Source organism: Nocardia sp. NPDC059236 (assembly GCF_042754085.1).
Lineage (GTDB): Bacteria > Actinomycetota > Actinomycetes > Mycobacteriales > Mycobacteriaceae > Nocardia.
Genome location: NZ_JBHZAF010000036.1, coordinates 1 through 25,800 on the forward strand (window position 1 = coordinate 1; position 25,800 = coordinate 25,800).

At 65.4% G+C, this 25,800-nt stretch carries 25 protein-coding genes and 1 pseudogene; 15 read left to right on the forward strand and 11 right to left on the reverse strand.

Annotated features, from left to right (window positions below):
- Nucleotides 1-448 precede the first annotated feature (448 nt).
- The 6 genes from ACFXIV_RS45280 to ACFXIV_RS45305 form a co-directional block, all read right to left on the reverse strand.
- Nucleotides 449-1,633: a TetR/AcrR family transcriptional regulator gene (locus tag ACFXIV_RS45280; protein ID WP_379403660.1), complete on the reverse strand. Its 1,185-nt coding sequence runs from the start codon at nucleotides 1,631-1,633 to the stop codon at nucleotides 449-451.
- A 132-nt stretch (nucleotides 1,634-1,765) separates the two neighbouring features.
- On the reverse strand, nucleotides 1,766-2,917 hold the full coding sequence (locus ACFXIV_RS45285) for an acyl-CoA dehydrogenase family protein (protein ID WP_379403661.1): 1,152 nt from the start codon (nucleotides 2,915-2,917) through the stop codon (nucleotides 1,766-1,768).
- Nucleotides 2,918-2,927: 10 nt separating this feature from the next.
- Nucleotides 2,928-3,758, reverse strand: a complete 831-nt coding sequence (locus ACFXIV_RS45290; protein ID WP_379403662.1) for an SDR family NAD(P)-dependent oxidoreductase — start codon at nucleotides 3,756-3,758, stop codon at nucleotides 2,928-2,930.
- A gap of 20 nt (nucleotides 3,759-3,778) precedes the next feature.
- Nucleotides 3,779-4,192, reverse strand: a complete 414-nt coding sequence (locus tag ACFXIV_RS45295; protein WP_379403663.1) for a MaoC/PaaZ C-terminal domain-containing protein — start codon at nucleotides 4,190-4,192, stop codon at nucleotides 3,779-3,781.
- Nucleotides 4,189-4,647: a MaoC family dehydratase N-terminal domain-containing protein gene (locus ACFXIV_RS45300; protein ID WP_379403664.1), complete on the reverse strand. Its 459-nt coding sequence runs from the start codon at nucleotides 4,645-4,647 to the stop codon at nucleotides 4,189-4,191. Before ACFXIV_RS45300 ends, ACFXIV_RS45295 begins: the two co-directional genes overlap by 4 nt.
- A 4-nt stretch (nucleotides 4,648-4,651) precedes the next feature.
- Nucleotides 4,652-5,839: a lipid-transfer protein gene (locus tag ACFXIV_RS45305; protein ID WP_379403665.1), complete on the reverse strand. Its 1,188-nt coding sequence runs from the start codon at nucleotides 5,837-5,839 to the stop codon at nucleotides 4,652-4,654.
- Nucleotides 5,840-6,027: 188 nt separating this feature from the next.
- Here ACFXIV_RS45305 and ACFXIV_RS45310 point away from each other — a divergent pair, with 188 nt between their 5' ends.
- From ACFXIV_RS45310 to ACFXIV_RS45335, 6 genes are all read left to right on the forward strand, one after another.
- Complete coding sequence (locus tag ACFXIV_RS45310) at nucleotides 6,028-7,572, forward strand: long-chain fatty acid--CoA ligase (protein WP_379403666.1); 1,545 nt, start codon at nucleotides 6,028-6,030, stop codon at nucleotides 7,570-7,572.
- 411 nt (nucleotides 7,573-7,983) lie between these two features.
- Nucleotides 7,984-8,874: a lipase family protein gene (locus ACFXIV_RS45315; protein ID WP_379421465.1), complete on the forward strand. Its 891-nt coding sequence runs from the start codon at nucleotides 7,984-7,986 to the stop codon at nucleotides 8,872-8,874.
- A gap of 234 nt (nucleotides 8,875-9,108) precedes the next feature.
- Complete coding sequence (locus ACFXIV_RS45320) at nucleotides 9,109-10,635, forward strand: class I adenylate-forming enzyme family protein (RefSeq protein ID WP_379403668.1); 1,527 nt, start codon at nucleotides 9,109-9,111, stop codon at nucleotides 10,633-10,635.
- Nucleotides 10,636-10,728: 93 nt separating this feature from the next.
- Nucleotides 10,729-11,628 (forward strand): alpha/beta fold hydrolase, encoded by a 900-nt coding sequence (locus ACFXIV_RS45325; protein WP_379403669.1) that lies wholly within the window; start codon nucleotides 10,729-10,731, stop codon nucleotides 11,626-11,628.
- A 958-nt stretch (nucleotides 11,629-12,586) separates the two neighbouring features.
- On the forward strand, nucleotides 12,587-13,408 hold the full coding sequence (locus ACFXIV_RS45330) for an enoyl-CoA hydratase/isomerase family protein (protein WP_379403670.1): 822 nt from the start codon (nucleotides 12,587-12,589) through the stop codon (nucleotides 13,406-13,408).
- 92 nt (nucleotides 13,409-13,500) lie between these two features.
- The gene (locus ACFXIV_RS45335) at nucleotides 13,501-14,778 is read left to right on the forward strand and encodes a TetR/AcrR family transcriptional regulator (protein WP_379403671.1); all 1,278 of its coding nucleotides are present in this window, start codon (nucleotides 13,501-13,503) and stop codon (nucleotides 14,776-14,778) included.
- A 131-nt stretch (nucleotides 14,779-14,909) separates the two neighbouring features.
- On the opposite strand, the pseudogene ACFXIV_RS45340 reads toward ACFXIV_RS45335, so the two are convergent.
- Both ACFXIV_RS45340 and ACFXIV_RS45345 read right to left on the reverse strand, forming a co-directional pair.
- Nucleotides 14,910-15,014: pseudogene (locus ACFXIV_RS45340) on the reverse strand (methionine adenosyltransferase domain-containing protein); the annotation flags it as partial.
- 199 nt (nucleotides 15,015-15,213) lie between these two features.
- Nucleotides 15,214-15,696 carry a YiiD C-terminal domain-containing protein gene (locus ACFXIV_RS45345; RefSeq protein ID WP_379403672.1) on the reverse strand — a complete coding sequence of 161 codons (483 nt, stop codon included), beginning with the start codon at nucleotides 15,694-15,696 and terminating at the stop codon, nucleotides 15,214-15,216.
- An 83-nt stretch (nucleotides 15,697-15,779) separates the two neighbouring features.
- On the opposite strand from ACFXIV_RS45345, the gene ACFXIV_RS45350 reads away from it, so the two are divergent.
- Together ACFXIV_RS45350 and ACFXIV_RS45355 are read left to right on the forward strand one after the other, a co-directional pair.
- On the forward strand, nucleotides 15,780-16,397 hold the full coding sequence (locus tag ACFXIV_RS45350) for a TetR/AcrR family transcriptional regulator (protein WP_379403673.1): 618 nt from the start codon (nucleotides 15,780-15,782) through the stop codon (nucleotides 16,395-16,397).
- Between the two features lie 309 nt (nucleotides 16,398-16,706).
- On the forward strand, nucleotides 16,707-16,928 hold the full coding sequence (locus ACFXIV_RS45355) for a hypothetical protein (RefSeq protein ID WP_379421466.1): 222 nt from the start codon (nucleotides 16,707-16,709) through the stop codon (nucleotides 16,926-16,928).
- 235 nt (nucleotides 16,929-17,163) lie between these two features.
- On the opposite strand, the gene ACFXIV_RS45360 is transcribed toward ACFXIV_RS45355, so the two are convergent.
- Complete coding sequence (locus tag ACFXIV_RS45360; RefSeq protein WP_379403674.1) at nucleotides 17,164-17,292, reverse strand: hypothetical protein; 129 nt, start codon at nucleotides 17,290-17,292, stop codon at nucleotides 17,164-17,166.
- 477 nt (nucleotides 17,293-17,769) lie between these two features.
- Nucleotides 17,770-19,152, reverse strand: a complete 1,383-nt coding sequence (locus ACFXIV_RS45365) for an alpha/beta hydrolase domain-containing protein (protein WP_379403676.1) — start codon at nucleotides 19,150-19,152, stop codon at nucleotides 17,770-17,772.
- A gap of 927 nt (nucleotides 19,153-20,079) precedes the next feature.
- On the opposite strand from ACFXIV_RS45365, the gene ACFXIV_RS45370 reads away from it, so the two are divergent.
- Together ACFXIV_RS45370 and ACFXIV_RS45375 are read left to right on the forward strand one after the other, a co-directional pair.
- Nucleotides 20,080-20,517 carry a DUF4442 domain-containing protein gene (locus ACFXIV_RS45370; protein WP_379403706.1) on the forward strand — a complete coding sequence of 146 codons (438 nt, stop codon included), beginning with the start codon at nucleotides 20,080-20,082 and terminating at the stop codon, nucleotides 20,515-20,517.
- A gap of 185 nt (nucleotides 20,518-20,702) precedes the next feature.
- Nucleotides 20,703-21,191 carry a DinB family protein gene (locus tag ACFXIV_RS45375; RefSeq protein ID WP_379403677.1) on the forward strand — a complete coding sequence of 163 codons (489 nt, stop codon included), beginning with the start codon at nucleotides 20,703-20,705 and terminating at the stop codon, nucleotides 21,189-21,191.
- Between the two features lie 199 nt (nucleotides 21,192-21,390).
- On the opposite strand, the gene ACFXIV_RS45380 is transcribed toward ACFXIV_RS45375, so the two are convergent.
- Nucleotides 21,391-22,257, reverse strand: coding sequence for a LysR substrate-binding domain-containing protein (locus ACFXIV_RS45380; RefSeq protein ID WP_379403678.1), 867 nt, complete (start codon nucleotides 22,255-22,257; stop codon nucleotides 21,391-21,393).
- Between the two features lie 80 nt (nucleotides 22,258-22,337).
- Here ACFXIV_RS45380 and ACFXIV_RS45385 point away from each other — a divergent pair, with 80 nt between their 5' ends.
- The 5 genes from ACFXIV_RS45385 to ACFXIV_RS45405 all read left to right on the forward strand — a co-directional run bounded on the left by ACFXIV_RS45385 (nucleotide 22,338) and on the right by ACFXIV_RS45405 (nucleotide 25,518).
- Nucleotides 22,338-22,832, forward strand: coding sequence for a cupin domain-containing protein (locus tag ACFXIV_RS45385; RefSeq protein WP_379403679.1), 495 nt, complete (start codon nucleotides 22,338-22,340; stop codon nucleotides 22,830-22,832).
- Between the two features lie 60 nt (nucleotides 22,833-22,892).
- Nucleotides 22,893-23,255 (forward strand): DoxX family protein, encoded by a 363-nt coding sequence (locus ACFXIV_RS45390; protein WP_379403680.1) that lies wholly within the window; start codon nucleotides 22,893-22,895, stop codon nucleotides 23,253-23,255.
- A 167-nt stretch (nucleotides 23,256-23,422) separates the two neighbouring features.
- Entirely contained in the window at nucleotides 23,423-23,920 is a 498-nt protein-coding gene (locus tag ACFXIV_RS45395; RefSeq protein WP_379403681.1) for a pyridoxamine 5'-phosphate oxidase family protein, read from the forward strand.
- 48 nt (nucleotides 23,921-23,968) lie between these two features.
- Complete coding sequence (locus ACFXIV_RS45400) at nucleotides 23,969-24,376, forward strand: YciI family protein (RefSeq protein WP_379403682.1); 408 nt, start codon at nucleotides 23,969-23,971, stop codon at nucleotides 24,374-24,376.
- On the forward strand, nucleotides 24,373-25,518 hold the full coding sequence (locus ACFXIV_RS45405) for an RNA polymerase sigma factor (protein ID WP_379403683.1): 1,146 nt from the start codon (nucleotides 24,373-24,375) through the stop codon (nucleotides 25,516-25,518). The genes ACFXIV_RS45400 and ACFXIV_RS45405 overlap by 4 nt, the downstream gene beginning before the upstream one ends.
- The last annotated feature ends 282 nt before the right edge of the window (nucleotides 25,519-25,800 follow it).

The window sequence follows — 25,800 nt, forward strand, 5'->3', positions numbered from 1 at the left end:
CGATCGTCGCCCACATCCGCAGCGGCGACCGGAACATGCTGGGAGCCGTGGTCTTCCTCGCGTTCTCGATCGCGACATCAGTCGTGCTCGTTCTCAATGCTCTCGTCGCCTGAGCTGGCGTTTTACCTGGCTACTGGCTGAAGTCCGATGATGTAAGGCAACGCCGCGCCGACCAAACCGGCCGACACGGGGCATCGGAAATCAACGGGCAGAGCGCTGTACGGCCACCGGCAGTGCGCGCTCATGCCGAGCTGCGGAGGTTCGAGATTCTACCGGGCGCTGGTTCCGGCGGGCTGCCTGCCGCGGCTGCAGCTGTGCGGATCACTGCAACGGTGTCGTCCGGATCAGACTGTCAGGGTCCAAGGTCACTATCGGTACGGTTGTGCCAGTGCCACGACGTGAACTGGTGGCCTGTCCGCTCATCGACGGGCTGGAGTCGGATCCCCGGTCAGAGGGCCAGGAGGCGGACGCAGATGGTGACGACGGCGTCGCTTACGCCGGGGCGGGTGATGAGGCGGGGGGTGAGGGCGATGTCGTTGAGGACGGTTTGGGCCGCTTGCACGCGGAGGCGGGCGGTGGTGGGGTCCCAGTCGGGGTGAACGCGGCGAAGCAGGGTGACCCATTCGTCGATGTAGGTGTGCTGGCTTTCGCGGGCTCGGTGGCGGGCGTCGGCGGGGAGGTGGATGGTTTCGGAGATGAGAAGTTGGACCAGTTCGGGGTTTTCGGCGACGAAGGCGGCGTAGCTGAGCAGGAGGCGGTGCAGGCCGTCGGCGGGATCGGTGGCTCGGGCGAAGGCGCGGCGCATGTCGATGCGGAGCCATTCGTCGCCGCGGAAGACGGCGGCGACCAGGATATCGGTCTTGGTGTGGAAGTGGTTGTAGATGCTGGGGCCGGCGATGCCGACGGCGGCTCCGATATCGTCCATGCTGACGCCCGCAAATCCGTTGCGGGCGAAAAGTTTCGCAGCCGCGACGAGAATAACTTCGCGCCGGGAGGCGGTGATGGTCAGGCCCGCATGGGCGTCGGGTGGGGTCGCATCCTCGGGTAGCCGGATCGTCGCGTCCACCGCGGCGGTGACGAGTTCGCCCAGCAATCGGCTGAATTCGGGTTCGGGCAGCGAAAGGTTGTGGAAGGACACGCTGTTGCCGACGGCGAGGGCGCAGTGCGCCAGCAGGTTCGCCTCGGTGGCGGGCAATTCCGGGTGGCGCTCGCCGATCAGTTCGGCGAGGCGCGCGACGATCCGATGGGATGTCGACCGGAGCATGGCCCGGCTGTCGTCGGACAGATGCCGGGCCTCGCGCCACCAGAGCACACCCACAGTGCGATGCTCGAGCGCCGCCAACGCCAACAGGTCCGCCATGTCATCGGCGCTCGTCGTGTCGAGTGCGGACGCGATCCCGTCGAGCGCCTCCACCACCACCGCGGCCAGCAGATCCTGCTTGCCGCGGAAGTGTCGGTACAGCGCCGACGGCCCAATGGCCACCGCATCGGCGACCTCGCCCATGCCGACGGAGGAGTAGCCCTTGCGGTAGAGGAGGTCGGATGCCGCGGCCAGGATGAGCTGCCGCCGGTTGGCGGGCCGGGTACCTCGCGCCGGGGTGCCGAGAGCGGACCCCTTCGCCCCGTAGGCCATGCCTTTTCACCTCCGTGGTTCGCGTCGGCTGGTATGCCCGCCAACCAGTGGCACGCTACTGGATGCTGTCGCGCGCGCCGCATCGGTTCCCGTGCCCCTCGCCCACCGGCGGCAGGCGAGTGGCATCGAGGCTCACAGGGAGCGGGCGATCAATTCCTTCATCACTTCGTTGGCGCCCGCGTAGATGCGCTGTACCCGGGCATCGGCGTACATGCGTGCGATCGGGTATTCGAGCATGTAGCCGTAGCCGCCGAAGAGCTGGACGCAACGGTCTACCACCTTGCCCTGGACGTCGGTCGCGTACGCCTTGGCCATGGAGGCGGTGGCCCCGTCCAGCTCGCCGAGCAGGTGACGCTGGATGCACTGGTCGACGAATACCCGGGACACGTGCGCCTGGGTGGCGCAGTCGGCGAGTTCGAAGCGGGTGTTCTGCATGTCGAACAGCGGAGCTCCGAATGCCTTGCGGTCCTTGGTGTATCGCACCGTGAGTGCGACCGCGGCCTCGGTGGCAGCGGCGGCGCACACCGCGACCACCAGTCGTTCGTGGGCCAGCTGCTTCATCAGGTAGCCGAAACCCGCGCCCACGTCGCCGAGCAGGTTGGCGGCGGGCACGCGGACGTCATCGAAGAACAGTTCGGCGGTGTCCTGGCCCTTCATGCCGACCTTGTCCAGCACACGGCCGACTCGATAGCCGTGTGCGTCAGAGGTTTCCACGACAATGAGCGAGATGCCCTTCGCCCCGGCCGCCGGATCGGTCTTGGCCACGACGATGACCAGATCGGCGTGCAAGCCGTTGGAGATGAAGGTCTTCGCACCATTGACCACGAAGTGGTCGCCGTCGCGAACAGCGGTGGTGCGCAATGCTTTCAGATCTGATCCGGCACCAGGTTCGGTCATGGCGATGGCACCGACCAGTTCACCGGTGGCCATGCCGGGAAGCCAGCGCCGCTTCTGCTCCTCGGTGCCGTAGGCGAGCAGGTAGTGCGCGACCAGCCCGCTGTGCACCATATTGCCGAAGCTGGTGTCGCCCAATCGGTATTGGGCATCGAAGACGGCGAAATCGTGCGCGAAGGTACCTCCCCCACCGCCGTATTCCTCCGGTATGGAGGCGCACAGCAGTCCGAGTTCTCCTGCTTTGTTCCAGAATTCGCGGTCTACATGCTTCTGCTCCGCGAACCGCTCCTGATTGGGTAGCAGTTCGGCTTCGAAGAACTTGGTCGCCATGTCGTGCAGTGCCTGCACTTCGTCGTCGACCCAGGGGGACCGGTACACCGCGGTGGTCATGTCGCCGTCCTCAGAAGGCGAAGCCGCCGCCGCAGACCAGGGTCTGCCCGCTGACGTAATCGGATTCCGGGGTGCAGAGCAGGTATACCGCGCCGGCGGCCTCGCTCGGTGCACCCGCCCGGCCGAGGGGGATCGTGCGTTCCATGGCCGAGAACAGATCCGGGTTGACGCCGACCTTCAATTGGCGGCCCTGGACGTCGATGGTGCTGCTGCCGTCGGCCGATGCCTCGGTGAGCCGGGTCTTGATGAAGCCGAAGGCGACAGCATTGACGGTGACGTTGTAGCGGCCCCACTCCTTGGCCAGGGTCTTGGTCAGGCCGAGGACGCCCGACTTGGCGGAGGAGTAGTTCGCCTGTCCCGCATTGCCTCCGGTGCCCGCGATGGAGGAGATGTTGACGACCTTGCGGCACAGGATCGGCTCACCGGCCTCCTTGGCCTTCTTCACCTGTGCGGCGATCACCGGCTGGGCGGCGCGCAGGATCCGGAACGGGGCCTTGAGGTGCACGTCGAGGATGGCGTCCCATTGCTCGTCGGTCATCTTCTGGATCACCGAGTCCCAGGTGTAGCCGGCGTTGTTGACGATGATGTCCAGCCCGCCGAACCCCTCGACTGCCGTCTGCACGAACCGGTCGGCGAAGTCCTCGTCGGTCACACTGCCGATGCACGCGAGAGCTTGTCCCCCGGCGGCCTCGATGGCGGCGACGGTTTCCTTGGCCGGATCGGCGTCGAGGTCGTTGACGACGACCTTCGCCCCCTCTGCGGCCAGCTTCAGCGCGATCTCACGACCGATACCGCGCCCGGAGCCGGAGACGATCGCAACCTTGGCGTCGAGATTTCCCATGTGAGACACAACCTTTCAGTTCAGGACAGCGCGACGACGGCGTCGCCGCTGAGCGTGACAGTGCCGTCGGCGAGCGCGACGGTGAGTTCGAGGGTGGCGCGGCGTTCGCCGTCGACCTCGTCGATCGAGACAACGGTGCCGGTGGCCGTGGGCTCGCCCAGCACCGGCGTGATCGTGGCGAACCGCACCCGGAAGGACCGAATCGCTTGCGGGTCAACCCAATCGGTGAGCAACCGGCCCAGGTAGGCCATGGAGAGCATGCCGTGGGCGAAGACATCGCCGAGTCCCGCGGAGCGGGCGACGTCGATGTCGATGTGCATCGGGTTGTGATCGCCGGACGCCCCGGCGAACAGCGCGAGCGTGGTGCGCGAGATGGGCAGAATCCGCAACGGCGGCAGTTCGGTACCGACCTCGACGGTCTGTGCGATGGTCACTTGCCAACCTCCGGGTTACGCACGACGATCACGGTTTTCAGCTCGGCGACGAGCTCCCCGTTCGCGCGGGTGACGGTGGACGTCTTCTCGATGAACTCGAGCGTGCCGCCTTTTTTGCTGTAGACATTGCCGATGGTCGGGGTCGAGGTGAGCACGTCACCGGCCATGGCCGTCGAGTGATAGGTGAACGACTGCTCGCCGTGCAGCACCCGACGCAGATCCACGCCGAGCCCGGCCAACCACTCGAACGCGTCGGGTTGTTCGAGTTCGATGCCGAACAGGAACGTCGGTGGGACAGGAAGATTCGTGTGTCCGGCCGCTCGCGCCGCGTCCAGCTCGGTGAAGATCGGGTTGGTTTCACCGATGGCCTTGGCGAAGAATCGCAGTCGCCCGGCGTCGACGGTCAGAGTGCTGGACGGCAGTTGGGTGCCGATCACGCTGGGATCCAAGGGCATTGGTTCAGCTCACTTTCTCATACAGGGTCACCACGGCCGCGCCGCCGAGCCCGATGTTGTGCTGCAGTGCGACCTTCAAGTCCCCCTCGACCTGTCGCGCCTCGGCCTGCCCGCGCAGCTGCCACACCAGTTCCGCGCACTGCGCCAGACCCGTCGCACCGAGCGGATGCCCCTTGGACAGCAGACCACCCGACGGATTGGTGACCACCCGGCCGCCGTAGGTGTTGTCGCCGTCGTTGATGAACTTCTCGGCCGTGCCCTCGGGGGTCAGGCCGAGGGCCTCGTAGCTGAGCAGCTCGTTGGTGGTGAAGCAGTCGTGCAGTTCGACGACTCGCAGATCGGTTGGCGCGACACCGGAGGCTTCGTAAACCTGCTGCGCGGCAGCCTTGGACATGTCGTAGCCGACGATCTTCGTCATGTCCTTTTCGGTGAAGGTCGACGAAAAGTCGGTGGCCATGGCCTGCGCCTTGATCACGACACTCGAATCGATGCCGTTGGCCTTGGCGAACTTCTCACTCACCAGCACCGCCGCGGCCGCGCCGCAGGTGGGCGGGCAGCACTGCAGGCGGGTCAGCGGACCGTAAATGGGCGGGGAAGCAAGGACCTCTTCGACCGTCACCGGATCTTTGAACACCGCATAGGGATTGTTCGCCGCGTGCTTGCGCGACTTCACCGAGATCTTGGCGAAGGTCTCCGGCAAGGTGCCGTACCTCTCCGCGTACTGCCGTCCCGCGCCGCCGAACATCTGAGCCGCGAACGGCGCGTCGGTGCGCTCCTGGATTTCATCCATGACCGCGTCGAATCGCGTGAACGGACTGGGCCGATCGGCGTAGGCCATGGCCAGCGCACCGCGCTGCATCTGCTCGAACCCGACCGCCAGCGCCACGTCCACCGCGCCGGACTCCACCGCCTGCCGCGCCAGGAACAGCGCGGACGAGCCGGTCGAACAGTTGTTGTTGACGTTCACAACCGGAATCCCGGTCTGACCCAGGCCGTAGACAACGGCCTGCCCACAGGTCGAGTCGCCGTACACATAGCCGGCGTAAGCCTGCTGAATCTTCTCGTATCCGATACCCGCGTCGGACAAGGCGACCCGGGTGGCCGCGGTGCCCATGACGTCGTAGGTCTCGCTCCGGCTCGGCGTGGTGAAGGGAATCATCCCCACACCGGCCACAACAACGCGTTCACTCACCGTAGACATCCCCATTTGATAGTTAGTACAGATTCACTTAGTGAACACGGCGACGGGTGACTATGCAAGTGTCGCTCAAAAATGCATAACAAGCAGGCATTATTTCCGTCGAGGTCGAGGGTTCCCTCGCCATGTGAGCTCTGTTACAGTATTGAATATTCACATAGCACGTACGGAGGAATACGCCGATGTATCTCACCCAAGGCCTGCACCGAGCGGTCCAGCACAACCCGGACGGAGTGATGACGGTCCATGGGGAACGCATCCGAACCTTCCGCGAGGTGGCCGATCGGGTTGCTCGGCTGGCGGGTGCGCTGCGTGGTCTCGGAGTGACCAGCGGTGATCGGGTCGCGATGCTGGCACTGAATTCCGACCGGTACAGCGAGTACCTGCTAGCGGTCCCCTGGGCCGATGCGGTCGTCAATCCGGTCAATGTCCGCTGGAGTACCGCCGAAATCGTCTACAGCTTCGTCGATTCCGGCACCACCGTGCTCTTCATCGACGACACCTTCGCGCCGCTGCTACCCGCCATCCGGCAGCAGTACCGAGGACTGATCGCGGTCGTGCACTGCGGCGACGGGCCCGCCCCCGAGGGCACGCTGCCCTACGAGGAGCTCATCGCGACCACCGCACCGATCGAGGACGCGCGGCGCGGCGGGGATCAGCTCGCGGGACTGTTCTACACCGGTGGCACCACCGGATTCCCCAAAGGCGTGATGCTCAGCCATCACAATCTGTTCACCTCGGCGCTCGGCTCCATCGCCAGCGGCTACCTGTTCAAGCCGGGCGGCACCTACTTACACGCCGCGCCGATGTTCCATCTCGCCGACCTGGCGGGCTGGCTGGCGCAGGTGCTGCAGGGCGGCACCCACGTCATCATTCCGGCCTTCGAGCCGGTGGCCACGCTGAACGCCATCCAGGCGCACCGGGTGACCGATACGCTGCTGGTGCCGGTGATGATCCAGTTGCTCATCGATCACCCGGCCGCGGCCGACTACGACCTGTCCAGCCTCGAGTGCATCATGTACGGTGCTTCGCCGATCGCCCAGTCCGTCCTCGAGCGGGCCATGAAGGTGTTCCCAGGCGCCGGGTTGACCCAGGCATACGGCATGACCGAAGTAGCCCCGGTGGCAACGCTTCTCGGCCCCGCCGACCACACCGTCGGCCTGTTGCGGTCGGCCGGTCGCAGCGCGCCGCACGCCGAGGTGCGCATCCTGGACGCCGACGGCGCCGAGGTCCCGCGCGGCACGGTCGGGGAGATCACGGTGCGCGGCGACCATGTCATGCTCGGCTACTGGAACAAACCCGAGGAGACCGACGCGGTGATCCGCGACGGCGCGATGCACACCGGCGACGGCGGCTATATGGACGAGCACGGCTACGTGTTCGTGGTCGACCGGATCAAGGACATGATCGTCAGCGGCGGCGAGAACGTGTACTCCGCCGAGGTCGAGAACGCCGTCGCCGCCCACCCGAAGGTGGCCTCCTGCGCGGTGATCGGCGTGCCGGATGAGGAGTGGGGCGAGCGGGTGCACGCGGTCATCGTCTGCGTGTCGGGCACCACGGTCACCATGGACGAGATTCGCGAGCACACGAAGACGCTGATCGCCGGCTACAAGGCGCCGCGCAGCATCGAAGTAGTCGACGAGCTTCCGGTCTCGGGCGCGGGCAAGATTCTCAAGCGCGAACTGCGCAAGCAGTACTGGGGCCACACCGATCGCCAGGTGCACTGAGCACCGGGCCGGTTCGTACTTCCGACAGAGACCCCCAGCAAATACTTCCACCGTTTACACGATCAGATTCTATTTTCAGGCCAACCTCCCACTATTGGCGTCGCCGTCGATCGGCTGACGCGTGAACGGATCGGTTGGACAGAAGGACCTTGGATGAAGCGCAGCAGCGCCTGTATGGCCATGATTTTCGCGGCAGCCGTATGCGTCGGCCCGACGGCTGCGGCATCCGCCGAACCCCCGGCAAACGGAGCGGTGATCGATGCCCGCCCGATCACTCCGTACGGTCTCCGGCTGCCGGTTCAAGCGTGGCAGATACGGTTCCGGTCCTCGGACGAGAATGACCGGCCAACGACCGGAATCGTCACCATCGTGGAGCCGGCGACCCCATGGGCCGGGCCCGGTGCACGGCCGATGGTGAGCTATCAGTTGGCCGAGGACAGTCTCGGAACGCACTGCGCCCCTTCGGTATCCATCGAGCAGGGTGTGGCGGACGGGCTGAACAACAGCAATGGTGAAGCGGCGGCGTCGATCGCCGCGTTGCAGCGGGGCTGGGCCGTCGTGTTCCCGGATTACCAGGGACCACATGAGCGGTTCCTGGACAAGAAGCAGGCCGCACACGGTGTGCTGGATGGGTTGCGGGCGGCCCGGGCATTCGAGCCCGCGGAACTGTCGGCATCACCGATCGCCATGCTGGGATACTCGGGCGGATCGCTCGCCACCATCTGGGCGGCCCAGCAATTGTCCTCCTACGCACCAGAACTGACACTGGCCGGTATCGCGGTCGGCGGTGTCCCGGTCGATGTGTCCGCGTCGGTGGCCGAAGTGAGCGGTACGCAGAACGCGGGGCTCGGCATCCTGCTGCTCGCCGCATTCAACCGGTTCTCTCCCGAGGTGGACATTCCCGCACTACTCAATGAACGCGGCCGCCGGATGCTCGCCGAGACCACCGATTCCTGCGGATTCGACTTCGTGACGAAATACATGTTCGCTGATGTCGACGACTACACGGCCGCGCCGAATATCGGCGACAACCCCCGGATACGGGAGATCGCCGCCGAGATCGCGGTCGACACAACCGCTCCCCCCGTTCCCACCTACTTCTGGCACTCCACCGGCGATGACCTGCTGCCGATCGCCTACGACGATCGGCTCGCCGAATCCTGGTGCGCGGGCGGACAACTCACCTACGTCCGGACCAACATCCCGACCCACGCCGGCGGTGCGGTTGCCTGGATGCCCGCGGCCCTCGACGACCTCGGTCAGCGGTTCGACGGCACACCGCTGTCCCCCGCCTGCGGCTGAAGGACGCCCACTTACCCGAAGGACACCGAACGTGCCACAACTCACCGAACCACTACCCAACGACACCGATTTTCTCACCCGCCAGTCGCCTGGCCGCTGGACGCCCTCGGCGAATCCGCTGAGCAGCGCAACTCGACCACCACATCGTGAACGCCAGGCCGCACGAGCCGATTACGGTATTTCACGAGCAGACCAGTGTCGGCTGTTCGCGCCGATTCGCTCTCGGAGAGATTGATGGCGACTATCGATTCGACGTTGCGCGCGACAGCGAGCCGAGTTCCCCATCGCGAAGCGCTGGTGTTCGGTGACCGCCGTTACACATATGCGGAACTCGACGCCGAGGTCGACCGGGTCGCCGGCGTGCTTGCTCGACACGGCATTTCGAAGGGCGATCGGTTCGCATTGATGGCGACCAACTCCGACCGGTTCGTCATCGCGTTCTATGCCGCGCACCGGCTCGGTGCGATCTTCGTGCCGATCAATCCGGCCTTGGCCGCACCGGAACTCGACTACCTGGTGCGGGACTCGGGTGCGGCGATGCTGGTCTTCGACGCCGCCGCGACGGGGGTGGTGCGCAAAGCCGTCGAGAACGGCCTCCCGGACACCCTGCGCCTGCTCGCCATGGACGAAATCGACGGCTTCCCCGATCTTTTCGCGCTGGCCGAGACCTACGACGGCGCACCGATCGAGGCCGCGGTCGCGGAGTCCGACGACGCGCAGATCCTCTACACCTCGGGCACCACCGGCTCACCCAAGGGCGCGGTGTTCGACCAACACCGTGCACTGTGGGTCGCCGCCGCCATGCAGGCCACCTGCGGCATGACCGACGGTGACCGCTTCCTGCACGTCGCGCCGCTACATCACGCCGCGGAACTGTGCATCATGCTCATACCCGGCACCCTGATCGGCGCAACACACCTGGTGCGCAACGGATTCGATCCGGCCGCGGTGCTGGAGACCATGGAGCGCGAACGCATTACCATGTTCTTCGGTGTGCCGACCATGTACCAATTCCTGCTGCGCACACCGGGAGCCGCCGACCGCGACCTGTCCGCCTGGCGCACCGGCATGTTCGGCGCCGCACCCATGCCCGCCACCGCGGTAGAACAGCTCATCACGACCTGGCCGGACGTCAACTTCCTGCAGCTTTGCGGTCAGACCGAGGCCGGGCCCGGCGGCATCTTCGCCGACCGGGATCAGGTGCGTGCCCGCCCCGATGCCAGTGGCCGGCAGGCGCTGGTCATGATGGAGTGCCGAATCGTGGACGAGAGCGGCGACGACGTCGCCCCCGGTCAGGTCGGCGAGCTCATATTGCGCGGTGAGACCGTCATGAAGGGCTATTGGAACAAGCCCGAGGCGACCGCCGAGACGATTCGCGACGGCTGGCTGCACACCGGCGATCTGACCCGCCTCGACGCCGACGGGTACATGACACTGGTCGACCGCCTCAAGGACATGATCATCACCGGCGGCCGCAACGTGTATTCGATCGAAGTCGAGAACGCCGTCGCCGCACACCCGGACATCCTCGACTGCGCAGTCCTGGGCAGGCCGCATCCAGAATACGGTGAGAGCATCGTCGCCATCGCAGTACTCACAGCGGGCGTGACGCTGACCCTCGACGCCTTGCGCGAATTCTGCGCCGATCGCATCGCGAGCTACAAACTGCCGCACGAGCTGGTCATCGTCGACGCGATACCTCGCAACCCGTCGGGCAAGGTCCTCAAACGCACATTGCGCGAACAGATGGCGACGGACTGAACACGCAGCACCGAGTTTGCTCGAGCTGCCACATCCCACCGGCAACCGCCGAAGCCCTACCGCGAACGCGGTACCCCTGGTGAAGGAACATGAATGTCACAAGACCAGTACACATTTCGTGGTAGCGACGGTACCGACCTTGTCGCCTACCGGTGGGATCCGGACGGCAGCGCGGTTGCATCGGCCGTGCTGCTGCACGGGATGGGCGAGCACGTACTCCGCTATGCCGAGTTGGCGGCCGCGCTGAACCGGCGAGGGTTTGTCGTCTATGGGTACGACCACCGCGGACACGGTGCCACAGTCGGCTCCGGAACGAAGGGGGATCTGGGTCCCGGAGGCTGGCCTGCCCTCGTCGCCGATATCCGCGTCTTCGTCGACCGGCTCCGATCCGAAAATCGCTCGCTTCCCGTCGTATTGATCGCGCACAGCATGGGCTCGGTCGCGACCCAGCAGTTCCTGCTGGACAACAGTGACAGTGTCGACGCCGTCGCCCTCACCGGGACCGCGGCATTCGATCTGCTCGAACCCGCCCTCGATCTCGAGCAGGACCTCGACCTGGCGCTGTTCAACACCCTCTTCGAACCCGCCCGGACCGATTTCGACTGGCTTTCACGCGATCATGCCGCTGTGGACGCCTACCTCGCGGATCCGCTGTGCGGCTTCGCGATCGATCGAACATCGACCAAATCGATGTTCGAATGCGCACGCCGATTGAGCGATCCCACGCAAGTAGCGGCGATCCGATCCGATCTGCCGATCTACATCGCGGTCGGATCCAAGGATCCGGTGAATGCCGATCTGGCACTGGTTCAGGTCCTCGTGCAGCGCTTGCGAGACGCCGGCGTCGAGGATGTGACCTTGCGAGCGTACCCGGATGCGCGGCATGAGCTGTTCAACGAGGTCAACCGCACCGAGGTCATCGCAGATCTGGTCGATTGGCTCGACCGCGCGCTGAACCTCAACGATATCGAGACGACTCGCGAGCCACGGTGACATCGTCTGCAATGCAACAAAGTTCATCGACGGACCATCAGGACTGCTGCACGATCGGATGGCAGGTTCGGTCAAGCGGCATGACGGACAGGGGGTCATGGTGATCTCGTATTCGACTGACGTCAAACGGCCGACACCGGTTCGACGTCGCTGACGGTGCTGAGTCCGCCCGCTCCAGGCGACGATCGACAACGCGGGCATGCCGTGGCAAGTCAAGGTACACAACAACGTTCATCCATGCACTTTGCCGAATTCGAGCACGCGCCGATGCCCGATCGCACCCGCGGGTCGACGACCACGGCAAAGGCGCTACACCGCGACCCAGAGCACCGCCAAATTCGGCGCCAGCCGCCTCACCATCGATCGGCATCTGTCCGCTGACGCAGCGAAAGCGGGAGGCGTGACTGCGGTTGGTCGACCCGACCGACTAGCCGGACAACCGATACACCCCGAAACCCTTGCCGTACTGGTCAAGAGCATCGGCGTCCCCGCCGTTTCTGCTCGGACATCCGCGATCCCAGCACGTTCTACAGATGCCCGCCCCACCTGGAGCGCTCCGTCACTGCACCCCGTCACCAGACGGCTGGAAACCGTCGAGAATCCGCGAAAGCGGAATAGTCGAGCCCACCAGTCCTGAACCCCGATCGTCCCAAAGGGCCCGTCGACTCACCCGCACTGTGAGCGAATCCTCAATTCCGAAGCGGCGCAACCACACTCAACTCTCCGAACTTGGCTGAGCGCTTTGCACCATCACTGCACGCCCGAACGGCGGCCGACTCAGTTGTTACCCATCCATGCAAGAGCCCCTCCACCCGAGCGCTGATGTGAATCTCTAATAACCGTTAGATTTGCCAAAATTCTATTGATGTCAAGCTAGAGCCGTAGTAGATCAAGATAAGTGAATCATCAATAACCTAACAGCCTTGACTCTTGATGTGATGGCGCTTACCGTTGCCGCATGAGCAACATTCCGACGAGTTCGGCGCCCGGCAATGACGCGCGACCGGCTGTGCAAGTGACCCGGCCTGCGCCCGGAGTAGCGATGGTGACGCTGGACCGCCCGGCGTCCCTCAACGCTCTCGACGGTGCCGCGGTCGACGGCCTCATCGAGGCGTTCACCGAGTTGGCAATTGCCGACGAGGTGACCGTGGTAGTAGTGACCGGGGCGGGGCGCGGTTTCTGCGCCGGCGCGGACCTGTCGACCCTGGCCGACGGGGTGGCCGCCGCGCCGCCGCTGGCAATCATGCAATACGTCGGAAAGCCGTTGCGGGCGCTAGCGAATCTGCCGCAGGTCACGATCGCGGCGGTCGACGGTCCGGCGGTCGGCGCCGGGTGGGGGCTGGCGCTGGCATGCGATGTGCGCATCGGTGGACCGCGAGCCCGCTTCGGCGCGACCTTCGTCCGGATGGGCTTGGGCCCTGACTACGGGTTGTCGGCAACGCTGCCGCGGGCCGTCGGGCGCGACCGCGCCCTGGAGCTGCTCACCACGGGTCGGTTCATCGAGGCAGAGGAAGCCGCGCGGCTGGGAGCGGTATCCGAGGTTGTGCCCGATGCGCACGCTCGGGCATTGGAACTGGCCGCCTCGATCGCAGGTGCGCCCAATCGCACGATCCGGTCCATCAAACAGACCCTCGTGCGGGCCGAGAGCGCCGGCATCGACGAGGTCGTCGATGTGATCGAGGCGAACGCGCAGGCACGACTGATCGAACATCCGCATTTCCTCGCAGATGCCGAGTCATGGCTGAGTCGGCATAACGGGGCATCCCGACCCGGAGCCTGATCCAGGTCACGGGGGACTCCGGTAGGCGAGATAAGTTGAGAGAAAGAGATATTCGATGACAGGCGACCGCGAGTAGTCGCAGCGGCATCCCGATGGTCACCGTCGACAACAAGTTCCGCCGGGTCCACCGCCTCGCGATTGGAGAGCTGGCAGGCTCGACTCGACCGAGCAGAAAGGACGGACGAGTGACCACCTCTTCCCGACCCGTTCGGAGAACCCGGCCAGGAAGCCGACGGTCCTCCATCATCGAGGCCGCAACCCGCCTGTTCCGGACTCATGGCTACGAGCATGTGTCGATGAGCGACCTGGCCGAGGAAGTCGCCGTGGGACCGTCCGCGCTGTATCGCCATTTTCCCAGCAAGCAGGATCTGCTCCGGGAGGTCGTCAATTCGGGTCTGGACCCGATGACCGCCGAGATGGCCGCCCTCGACTTCGCCGATCGCCCCGCGGTCATGGCCGCGGTGGCCACGCTCGCGGTCGACAACAGCCATCTCGGCGCCATCTGGCTGCGCGAGGCGCGTCATCTGCCGACAGAATCCGCCGACGAGATCAGCCAGCGTCTGCGCGCCGTGGCGGCGACGGTGGCGGACGCGATCGGGCGCGCCCGGCCGGAGCTCACCGAACCCGGGCGTGAATTGATCGCCTGGACAGTCTTCGGGTTGCTGCTCAGCCCGTCGTTCACCCATCTCGACATCTCGCGCGGCCGCCATATCGCGGTGCTGGCCGAGATGGGCTGCCGGGCACTCGACGCGCCCGTGTCCCCGGAGTTCCGGTACGGCACGACCGCGGTGCCGACACCGGGACTGCTGCCGTTGTCACGGCGTGAAGCGCTACTAGGCCACGCCATCCAGTTGTTCGCCGAACGACGGTATGCCGGCGTCGGCATCGAGGAGGTCGCCGCATCGCTCGGCATGGCAGGTCCTGCGATTTACAAGCACTTTTCCAGTAAGTCCGAGCTGCTGGCCGACGCATTGGGTCGCGGCGCGGGGTATCTGGCGTTGCGGATCGGCGAAGCGCTGGCGGGTTCGCAGACACCGGCCCAGGCCCTGCATCGAGCGGCAGGTTCGTACATCGATCTCGCCGTCACACACCCGGCCCTGGTCAATATCCTCCTGACCGAGGTCCGCAATCTCACCGAGCCATACCGGGAGTTCGCGCTCCAAACCCAGCGCGATTACGCCGACGAATGGACTCACCTGCTTCGCCAGACCTGGCCGAATCTGGATAAGGTCACCGCTGGAGTGGAGGTTCGCGCCACCCTCAGCGTCATCAACACGATATCCGAAATCCGGCATCTGCAGAGTGGGCCGGGCATCGCCGACGCCCTGCTCGGCGTGGTCGACCACCTGCTGGACCTCCACGCCAACTGACACCTCGAGCAACCTGACGCTGGTATTGGAAGTGCACAAAGCAACTCACCTTTTCGCTCGCCGACGGGCGACGCACCGTTCGGAGATCTTGATCGGGTCGATCAGCCCGCTGCCGAAGGCCTCCACGAACAGGCCGAGCGGTCGACCTTCGACGGGTCCTTGCCGGAGAACGCGCCGCCACCGTGGCGGGCCATGCCGCTGTAGGTATCGCCGCCAGCGCACCGTCGCCCCATTACCGCGGCGCGCGATCTGTTGCAGCCGTCAGCCTTCCGCGTCGGTCAGCCGACGCGCTCGAACCGGCGAACCGGCTCTGTCATGACAGTTCACCTCGACAGCGAATCGATCCCCGCTATCGAGACTGCACTGCCGACAGCGGCACCGCTGCAAAATTCAGAGGCCCATCACCCAGCCCTGCCGAAGTTCGTGGTCACCGCACTAGCGAGCGCGAACCTGGTAGACGCCGTGCGCGACGGCAACGATCGTGTCGGAAAGGTCACGAATCACCATATCGACCTCGAACTCCGCCTTGCCCGCAGCCGCCACATCGCGTCGCAATCGGGCACAGGTCACCTGGTCGAGATCGGCGGCGACCCGGATATCGGTGGTCGCCGGTCGCCGGTACTCGATGCGGACGCTCTTCACGGTCGGGTAGTAGTGGGCAAGATCGAAATTCGCGATGGCCAACGCGCCACCCACCACTTCTGCGGCACCGAAAATCGTTGCCGCGTACATGGTTCCCAGATGGTTACCGTTTCCTTCCAGCGGCACCGCCGACACCGCATGTTCTGGGGATAGTTCTTCGACACGGATGCCGAGGCCATGCATCGGCGGGATCGATTGCGCAATCAGAGCGTTGACCACATCCTTCGGTTCTCCTTCGCTCGAACTCATCTGCGGCGCATCGAATGAAGTGGACATGCCTACCCCTTTACTTACAGGTCAATTGATCTGTAAATCACACTATACAGATCAAGTGATCTGTTTATGTAGACTTGGTTCTCATGACCACAGCCGAACCCGGGACGCGGCGGACCCAGGCGCAGCGCACCGCGCAGATGCGCCGTGCACTGATCGAGGCCACCATCGCCAGCATCCGTGACGCTGGATACCACGCCACGACCAACCGATCGGTGGCCGAATTGTCCGGAGCCTCCCTGGGGGCCATGTCGCACCATTTCGCCAACCGCAACGAACTCATCGCCTCGGCGCTCGACGAGGTCGGCAACCGGGTGATCACCGAACTGGGCGAACGAGCTGCGGCGATCACCGCGACCGGTACCAACCGGATCCGCGGGACCCTGGATGTGCTGTGGACGCTGTTCTCCGGCGATTTGTTCCAGGTGTGGCTGAAGGTCTGGTTCGCTGCCGCCGATGATCCGGAGCTTTACGCGGCGCTCGCTCCTATCGAGCGCCGACTTTCCGACACGATCGCCACCGAGATCGCGAAACTGACACCGCCACACCTCGACCGCAAATCGTGGGTGCGCCGCGTCGGCGTCGCCATGGACGCCATCCGTGGTCTCGCCCTGACCCAGCAGTTGGAACCGCGTCGGCCCGAACGCGGCCGCGACCGCTGGCCCACGGTGCGCTCAGAACTCCTCCGGATGATCGAGTGCTGACCGGCGCCACTTCGCCGGTGATCAGCTGCCCGGCACCCAGGCCAATGGACGCCGAGCCCCTGGTGTCGGCGTAAACAATGTTGTACCGCGACCTAGGTGGAATGTGATCGGTATCACGTGTCGTGGAAATACTCTGGGCACCCGCCAACTCTGTCCATTGCCCATGTCAGATCATTTCCCCGGGAATGAGGAATTGACCGTGGAGAAGTATTGGATGGCGGCGCCGATGGCGTCCCGGTCGGTGACTTCGAAGGAAGGCCGGAAGCTGGCGACTTACCTACCTTGCGTTGCCCGAGAAGATGATAGGCCGTGAACGCCGAAAGGTTGTTCACACCCGAAGGTGATGTGCACCTTCGGATCTGGCTGGCCGGCGTGCCCTTCGACTACACGGCCACCGCAGAGGCGGCGCGCAACTTGATCCACGACTGGAGACGAAAGCATTGGTGCACAATCGAATTGATCCGCGACACCATCGAGGACTGCCGACTGCTGCGGCGCCTGCCATGCGAACGACTATTCCTCGGGCCATGACCAGCAGCGCACAGATGCCAGCAAACCAGGTCGATCAGCGAGTTTCCGTCATGTTCGGACTGCATCGACACCCTCAACTCCGGGACCGGCGGCACGGTCATCGTCGTGCTTTCACAACACCTGCCGAAATCTGCCACAGTCGCTGTGAAAGCCGCTGAGCTGCAAAGATGTTCATCAACCGGTCGCCTCGCAGACCCGGACCCCCCAGAGAAAGAACTTCGCGCTGATTGCGGGGTTAGAGCCGCACGGTGCCCTCCCGCAGAACACAGATGATCCGAGCGCCGTCCCACTTCATCTCGACGGCCCATCCGGCGTGATCGGGTGGCTGTCCGGGCACCGCGAGCATCGGAGCCGGTACGACCATCCGGTCAGCGTATTCCCAGGTAGAACGCCCGTGTGACCAGTCGACCCGGAGAGTCACGGTGAGCGAAGTTCTAGAGCAGGAAGCCGCTGGGATCTCGGAGCTGGTCTCGCGCTCGCGTCCACGCCGGACGCGGATACGATTCGAACGGCTTGTCCCGTTTCTGTGCCTCCGCGCTCCACGATTGCAGTTCCAGGAACGAATCGAACGGTGGTTCACATCATGCGTATCGGGAACCTGTCGGCGCGGTCGCCGGCGATCCCGGCAAGCGGGCGCTGCGACGAGAGAGCCACACCGATCACGCTGGCGGGCGGCCGCTTGACGGAGCATCCCACCGGGCACCTGGACCGAATCCTGGCCGGGACCCGGCCCTAACACCAGTCTCGAGTAGCCGATGACCGAGCGCCGTGTCGGTGCCGTTTTCGCCGGCAGCGACACGCTCGTGGTGCTCAACCTGCGATCGCCGTCCGCGAGTGCCCCCTATGGGATGTCGCCACCGGCCAGAAGCAACGATCTCCGCTGATTCGCGGCTGCCGTGGCGAGGATTTCCGGTACGTCCTCGGCCAGCAGGAAGCCTGCCGCGACCGTCTTGTCGGTTGCCGCTCGGAATGCTGGGAGGTAGTCGTCCGGAGGGGGTCCCGGGAGTGGTCGCGTGCAGCCGAACATGATCGCCGGTCCGCCGTCCTCCTGTCCGAGCCCGGACAGCACTGCCAATGGTACGTCCAGCCACGGCGTGCGGATGCCGCCCAGCGCGTTGCCATAGACGTCCAGCACCAGTTCCCCGGCGGATACCGTGAGCCGATCGGCCTGCGCCGGAGCGGGTCCGCCGTCGGCCCATTGGGACAGCGCCACGATGGCTCGCTGCACGACGTAGTGATGTTGCGGACCGGAATTGATCGGCTCGGGGAAATCGACGCCCAGCGGATTGCGGCGCGGCGCCATCCGCTCGACCAGTTCCTCCGCGGTCAGAGAACCCGAGTCGGTGAACGATGCGCCGACGGTGTAAGAGTCCGCGTGCGCGGCGCCGGCCAGCTCCCAGAGCCGGAACCGGTCGGAGTCGGGCTGGCGGGCGGCAATCGAGCGCATGAGACCGACCACCTCGAACTCGGTTTGGAGCACGAGCACCGGCGCGGTCGAATCCGCACGCACCCGCGTACCGCCGTCCAGCGCCTCGGGGTCCACCAAGCCGGTCAGCGTGGCAGGGCGGCCCGGCCGCCCGTCGATGAGGTACGCATCGTACGGCGAACCATGCGGCGCAATAGCATTCACAAATGTCACGAGCGTGGCCGCGGATTGCGACTGCCCGGCCGCGAGCAACTGCCGGGTCCCTGGCAGCAGCCTTCGAACCAGTTCTCCCGCCTGCCGGTAGATGTCGTAGCAGTAGGCATCCCCGGGATGCGAAAGATCGGCGTACCGCACCGGATCCGCCTGCTTCAGCGGCGGCAGCAGGACCGAGTTCCAGGTGTCGTCCCCCTCGGCCGCCGCGGCCATGACGCTGCCGCCGTGAATCGGCGCGCACTGCGCGGAAACCCCGATCCAGGCCATCCGGGCCCGGATGAGATGCCGGTGTGCCAGCAGCCAGATCGGCGGCGCGTCCGCACCGGAGGACGCGTTGAGCCACTCCACGACAGCCGTTCCGCAGTCGCCCTCAACCGGCCGGTACAACACGAGTCTGGTCGTGAACGGTGCGAGGCCGTCCGGCTCGGTCGCCCACTCCCCGTCGTCACCGGCCGAGCCGGTCAGGCGGTAGGACCCGGCTGTACCGGACAGGAAGTACTCCTCGGCGACGTAACCGACATCGGACAGTGGGAAGAACGTCGAGATCAGGTTGATCGGACCAGCCACCGGACCGGAAAGCTCCATCCCGAAACCCTAACAAGTGCTTGGTTTTTGGACAATCGCTGAACTCGCGCCGACCCGCCAGCGGGCGGGTCACTCCGGCTTGGCTGGCCAGCCCGCCGGTATGTACCCCCAAATCGGCACATGAGCGTTCCACTCCACCGCAACAATCCCGCCAATCGAAACGCACTACAGTGCCCGTGGCGCGCCAACCGAGTCGGCCAGCGCGAGGCCGCCGAAGATCAACGCGCAGAGCCTCATACGGGTGCCAGCTGAGCACGCCCATACCGAATGCCGTGCATCCTGCTGCGTTGATCTGGACAGCGCGGCAGGCTGCGAGAGCCAGGATCCGTGCGTGCTCGATGAGATAGGCAAGGTCACATACGCGGTGGATGTAGCAGTGCGATACGCCTGGACCTGGGCCGGTATACGGATCTGGAGAGATTCCCCGCAGCGAAGGGTGGGCATCACTCGCCGCCGCTGCGCTTCTCGCCGGACTGGCCGCAGCCAACCGCCTGAGGCCGCACCGGACACCGCGCTGACCAAACCGGCCAACGCGGGGCCGTCGGCGAGACCGACCGTGGCGTAGGGACATCTGCTCATGCCGAATACAGCGGGCTCTCCGTCGGCCGTTGGACTTCCTGAGAAACCCAACAGAGCACCGTTGCCGTTGTCGGCGTTGGCATTCGACAGTTTGTGACGAAGCGCGGTTCGTATCGGCCAGAGCGAGCGCGGCCGGCAGCGAGACCCACTGCGGCCCAGGACATCCTCTTCTGTCGATGACCGGGAGATCGGAGTTGTCAGCCCATCTGGTTTCGGGTGGGGATTATTGCCGAGGTTTGAGCCGTATTGGCCGGTAGGTATTGTAACGAAATGCGTTTCAAGCCAGGGGGATTCGAAGGACGAACTCTTCCGACAGCGGTCCTGACACCGCGCAGGCTCCGAGTAGTGATGAATCTTGCTCCATCTCTTCTGTTCCTCGGGGTACGCGTCGAACGATTCGCCGAGGACTGGACATCCGCGGAGGTGAGCCTGCGGGTGCGTCGCTGGAACTCCAACCACAACGGCGCTGCCCCGGGTTGGTCGCTGTTCGCGATGACCGATCCGTTCTTCGGGATGATGGCCAATGCTCAACTCGGCCAGGGCTATCGGGTCTGGAACACCACCGCTGAGATCGAGTTCATAGCGCCCGGGCGCGGCACAGTGCGATCCACGATGCTGATGCCCCGCGAACTGGTGGACGATATCCGCCGTGCCACCGCCGACGGGATGAAGTCGATCACCGAACATGAGACACAGATCGTCGATTCGAACGGCGCCCTTGTTGCTCGTGCACGCCAGCATCTTTATGTCAGGAAGACGCAAGCGGCCTCCGCAACAGGCTCCTGATCCTTCGAACGCACTATTTGCCGTGGACCGCGCTGACCGAACCGGCCAGCGCGGGGCGTCGGCGGCCGGAACCTGCTGCGGCGCAGAACGTCCGCTGCTGCCGAGTTGCGGATAATTTCTGTGCCGCCATATCCTTCGCCCGGCGGGCTACGCTGATCCAACCCGACCAAAGGATCGAGTCGACAATGACCTGGTCGAGACCACGAACCACCATCGGCGATGAACGTCGGCTGCTCGAGAACATGCTCGACCGCAACCGGGCCGAATTGGTCAACACGCTGCGCGGCCTGTCGGAAGAAGATGCCCGCCGCCACCTCGTTGCATCGATGACCACCCCGATCGGACTGCTCAAGCACGCCGCAGTCGCTCAGCGGATCTGGTTCCAGCACATCCTGGCGGGACTACCCGAGAGCGAATGCGGTGGGGGCACGACGCCGGGTGATGCCAGTTTCGTCGTCGGCGAGAACGAAACGGTGGCCGATGTGATCGCCGAATTCGACCGCGGCAGCGAACGTTCCCGAGTGATCGCCGCCGACTTCGACCTCGACGACATCCGGACCCACCCTCGCCTCGGCGAGGTAAGCCTGCGATTCATCTACCTGTTCCTGATCGAGGACTTCGCACGTCACGCCGGCCACGGTGACATCCTGCGCGAGCAGATCGAACATCCGTAAGCATTGTGCGGCACGACAATCCGACAATGGTCAATGCAAGTGATCGCCCTTGCCGCGTGGCGCGCTGACCGAAGCGGCCGGCGCGGCTGCGTGGAAGATCAACGGGCAGGGGCCATCTGAGCCCGCCGACCGAGCCAGAGCAAACCCTACTGGCCACACCCGCACGGTAACCCGGTGGGACGCGAGCCACGAGTCGCATTCACCGCCGAGATGGGGGATCGAGGTATGCGGCCGTCGCTGTTTGCACGAACGATCGGATCAACGGGTTGGCATCGCCCTCGTTCCAGACCACCACCACCCTGCTCGGCGCCATATCGATCAGCGGGACCGCGGCCAGTCCCTCGGGCACGTTGTGCCCGAGCGGAGTTATGCCGACGGTGCCGTTCCAAAGCACGGCTTGCACACATTCTTGAACGACCCGCACGACCGGGCCCTCCCGCGGTTCGCCACCGTTCCAGTAGGTCTGCCAGAGGGGGTCGGTGCCGGCGGGAAACTGGAACCAGTGACGGTCGGCCAAGTCGGTCAGCTTCAGGTGGTCGCGGTGAGCCAGCGGGTCGTCGGCGCGTAGTACGGCTCCGACCGGGTCGGCGCGCAGTTCACGGACGGTCAGGGCGGTGTCGTTGAAGGGTGCACGGGTCACGGCGACGTCGACCAGTCCGGCCTTCAGCCCGCAGGTGGGGTCGGTGAGGTCGGTGTCGCGGATACGGATGTCGACCTCGGGATGCCTGTGGCGGTAAGCGGCGGCCAGTCTGGTGATGCCGGGGTCGGTGGTGTCACCCAGGATGCCGATGGTGAGGTTCGCGTTTCCGGCCGCGGCGGCCACCCGCACGCTGACCCGGTCGGCCTGCTCGAGCAGAGCACGCGCCTCGTCGAGTAGCACCGCCCCGACCGGGGTGAGACCGACACCGGTGGGCGACCGATCGAACAGGGCGGCACCGATTTCCGCCTCCAGTTGCCGGATGGCGCGGCTCAGCGGCGGTTGGCTCATGTGCAGCCGGGTGGCGGCGCGACCGAAGTGGCGTTCCCCGGCGACAGCTACGAAGTAACGCAGCGTACGTAGCTCCACACTGGCACGATACCCGTCCGGTATCGGTATCGCGGAACAGGTCTTGGACACCTCCGGTGTCCCGGCGGTGCAATCGAAATATGACCGACGAAGCACACAGCGACGAAACGAACTCCGCCACAACGGTTTCGATAGTGCGTCCCGGCGAGGGTGAGGTGATCATGTTGGGTGCCACGCGAATGCGTATCCTCGAGGACGGCAGCAATACCGGCCACCGTCTCGGACTCGCCGAATCCGTCGTGGCCCCCTACACTCCGGGACCTCCGCAGCACCGGCACGCCCAGCACGACGAAGGCTTCTACATCATCTGCGGCACGGTGCGGTTCACCGTCGGCGACACCGCCTACGACGCGACAGCGGGCACGCTGGTGATGGTCCCACCCGGCGTCCCGCACACCTTCGCCAACATCACCGGCCAACCGGCCGTCATGCTCAGCACCTTCACACCCGACCTGTATGTGCAGTATTTCCGCGACCTACAGGACATGATCGCCGACGGCCGGGAACTGACACCACAGGTGAACATCGACGTGATGAGCCACTACGCCACCGAGCCCGCCACCGACTTCACCTGAACCCCCAGCGGACCGAGGCGCTTTCGCCACGGTCCCTGATGCCACCACTGGATAGGAATTGTGAACATCGCATTCTGGATCGCGGCCGGCCTGCTCGCTCTCTTCTACCTGTATGCAGGCGCACTGAAGATCACCCGAAGCCGGGATCGACTCCGGCCCATGATGGCCTGGGTGGACCGCACACCCCTACCCGCCGTCCGCGCCATCGGCGTGCTCGAAGTACTCGGCGCGCTCGGGCTGATCCTTCCACCCCTGACCGGCGTCGCGCCCTGGCTCGCTGCGATCGCGGCCGTTGGATTCGTACTCCTGCAATTGGGTGCGATCCCGGTCCACCGGACCGGCGGAGATCGAAAAGTCGCCCTCAACATCACCCTTCTTCTCACAGCAGCCGTGACCGTTTTGTTCGCGACCACCTGGGTGTGACTCTCTGCAGCGCAAGGTTCGGCAGCTGATCTTCGGACGCCGCGACGATCGGGTCCCAAAAGATCCGGAAATTCTTGGGTCGTGGATGTCGAGAACGCCCGGGCGGCTCCGTCCCAGGGGTACGAAGGCGAACGGGCCTCGACGACACCGACTTAGGAGCGAGCATCATGCAAGCGAACGAGATCACCGCGATCCTGAACCTCCCGATCAGCCAGGAGCTGCTGGCTCGCGACCTGTTGCGGATGGCCTATGTCGCCAAGGACGGCACGCCTCGCAACATCCCGATCGCATTCACCTGGAACGGCTCGGAGATCGTCGTCTGCACCACGAAGAATGCTCCGAAGCTGCCCTCCCTGCGGCACAACCCGGAGGTCGCGCTGACGATCGATACCGAGGCGCATCCGCCGAAGATCCTGCTCATCCGCGGTCGAGTGGAGATGGATGTGGTGGATGGCATCCCGGAGGAGTATCTGCGGATGAATGGCAACTACGAGATGACCCCGGAGCAGCGGGTCGAGTGGGAGGCCGAGGTTCGCTCGCTGTACGACGGCATGGTCCGGATTGTCATCACCCCGACGTGGGTCAAACTCATCGACTTCGAAACCACCCTCCCGACCGCGGTCGAAGAACTGGTCCGGCAACGGGCCGAGCGTCAGAGCGCCTGAACCGATCGAACGCGGCCAGAATGGGCCGTACGAACCGAGGAGAACATCATGCCGAAATACCTGCTGCTCAAGCACTACCGGGGTGCGCCGGCCTCGGTCAACGACGTGCAGATGGACCAGTGGACGCCGGACGAGATCTCGGCCCACGTGCAGTACATGGAGGACTTCGCCGCGCGACTCGAGACCACCGGCGAGTACGTCGACAGTCAGGCGCTCTCGCCGAAGGGCACGTTCGTCCGGTCCGACGGCGAGGGTCGCCCGCCGGTCACCGACGGCCCGTTCGCGGAGACCAAGGATCTGATCGCCGGGTGGATGATCATCGACGTCGAGACCTACGAGCGGGCGCTCGAGGTGGCCGGCGAGCTGTCCGCGGCGCCGGGCGCGGGCGGGAAGCCGATCCAGGAGTGGCTCGAGCTGCGACCGTTTCTCACCGCGTCACCCACGGTCACCGAGTGAACGAGTCGCTGCTACGCGAACTCGTACCCGCGGTGATCGGCGTCCTCGTCCGCCGCGGAGCCGACTTCGCCCCGGCCGAGGATGCGGTGCAGGAGGCGCTGATTCGGGCACTGGAAACGTGGCCGGACGAGCCACCGCGCGATGCCAAGGCGTGGCTCGTCGCGGCCGCCTGGCACAAGTTCCTCGATGCCGCCCGCGCCGAAACATCCAGGCGGGGAAGGGAACTCGCCATGGAGGTCGAGCCTCCGGCAGGTCCGGTCGCCGTCACGGATGACACGCTGTGGCTGTATTTCCTGTGCGCGCACCCCTCCCTGTCCCCCGGGTCGGCCGTCGCATTGACCTTGCGCGCCGTCGGCGGCCTGACGACCCGGCAGATAGCCACGGCCTATCTCGTCCCCGAAGCGACTGTGGCGCAACGGATCAGCCGCGCCAAACGGCGGATCACGGGACTGCCACTCGACCGGCCCGGCGACGTCACGACGGTGCTGCGCGTGCTCTACCTCGTCTTCAACGAAGGCTACAGCGGGGACGTCGATCTGGCGGCCGAAGCCATCCGCCTCACCCGCCAGCTCGCCGCCTCGACCGACGATCCCGAGGTCGCGGGGCTGCTCGCGCTGATGCTGCTGCATCATGCTCGCCGGGCATCTCGCACCGGCCCGGGTGGCCGCCTGGTGCCGCTCGCAGCGCAGGACCGATCCCGTTGGGACACAGGCCTTATCGCCGAGGGGGTGGGGATTCTGCAGAACGCGTTGGCCTGCGACCGGCTGGGCGAATACCAGGCCCAGGCCGCGATCGCCGCCCTGCACGCCGATGCCCCGAGCACCGCCGAGACGGACTGGGTACAGATCGTGGAGTGGTACGACGAACTGCTACTCCTCACCGACAGCCCGGTAGTGCGCCTGAACCGCGCAGTGGCAGTCGGCGAGGCCGACGGCCCCCGAGCCGGCCTGGCCGCGCTGGCCGAACTGGACCCAGAACTCCCCCGCCACACCGCAGTCCGCGCCTACCTCCACGAACGCGCCGGCAACCTCGAGCAGGCCGCCACCCTGTACGCCGAGGCATCCCGCGCAGCCACCACCGTGCCCGAGCGCGACCACCTCACCCGCGAGGCAGCCCGGGTGCGGCAGCTGCTGCGCTCCTGAGCCCGGTTGCCGCACAACCACACTCGACCTCCCGGGTGGCAGCATCGCGCGGACGCGAGCAGCCAGCACGGTTTGGCCGGCGCACGGAACCGACTGCGGCCGAGAACGTCCTCTACTGCCGATTATGTGATGTGGCAGGTGTCAGGATTGCTCCCTGAAGACTGCGCGACGCCACCGCTCGAATCTGCTGGTCATGCGGCCACGCAATGCCAGTCGGGCACGACGAACACACGGGAATACGCAATGACGACGAATGAACTCCTTGTACAGCAATTGATTTCA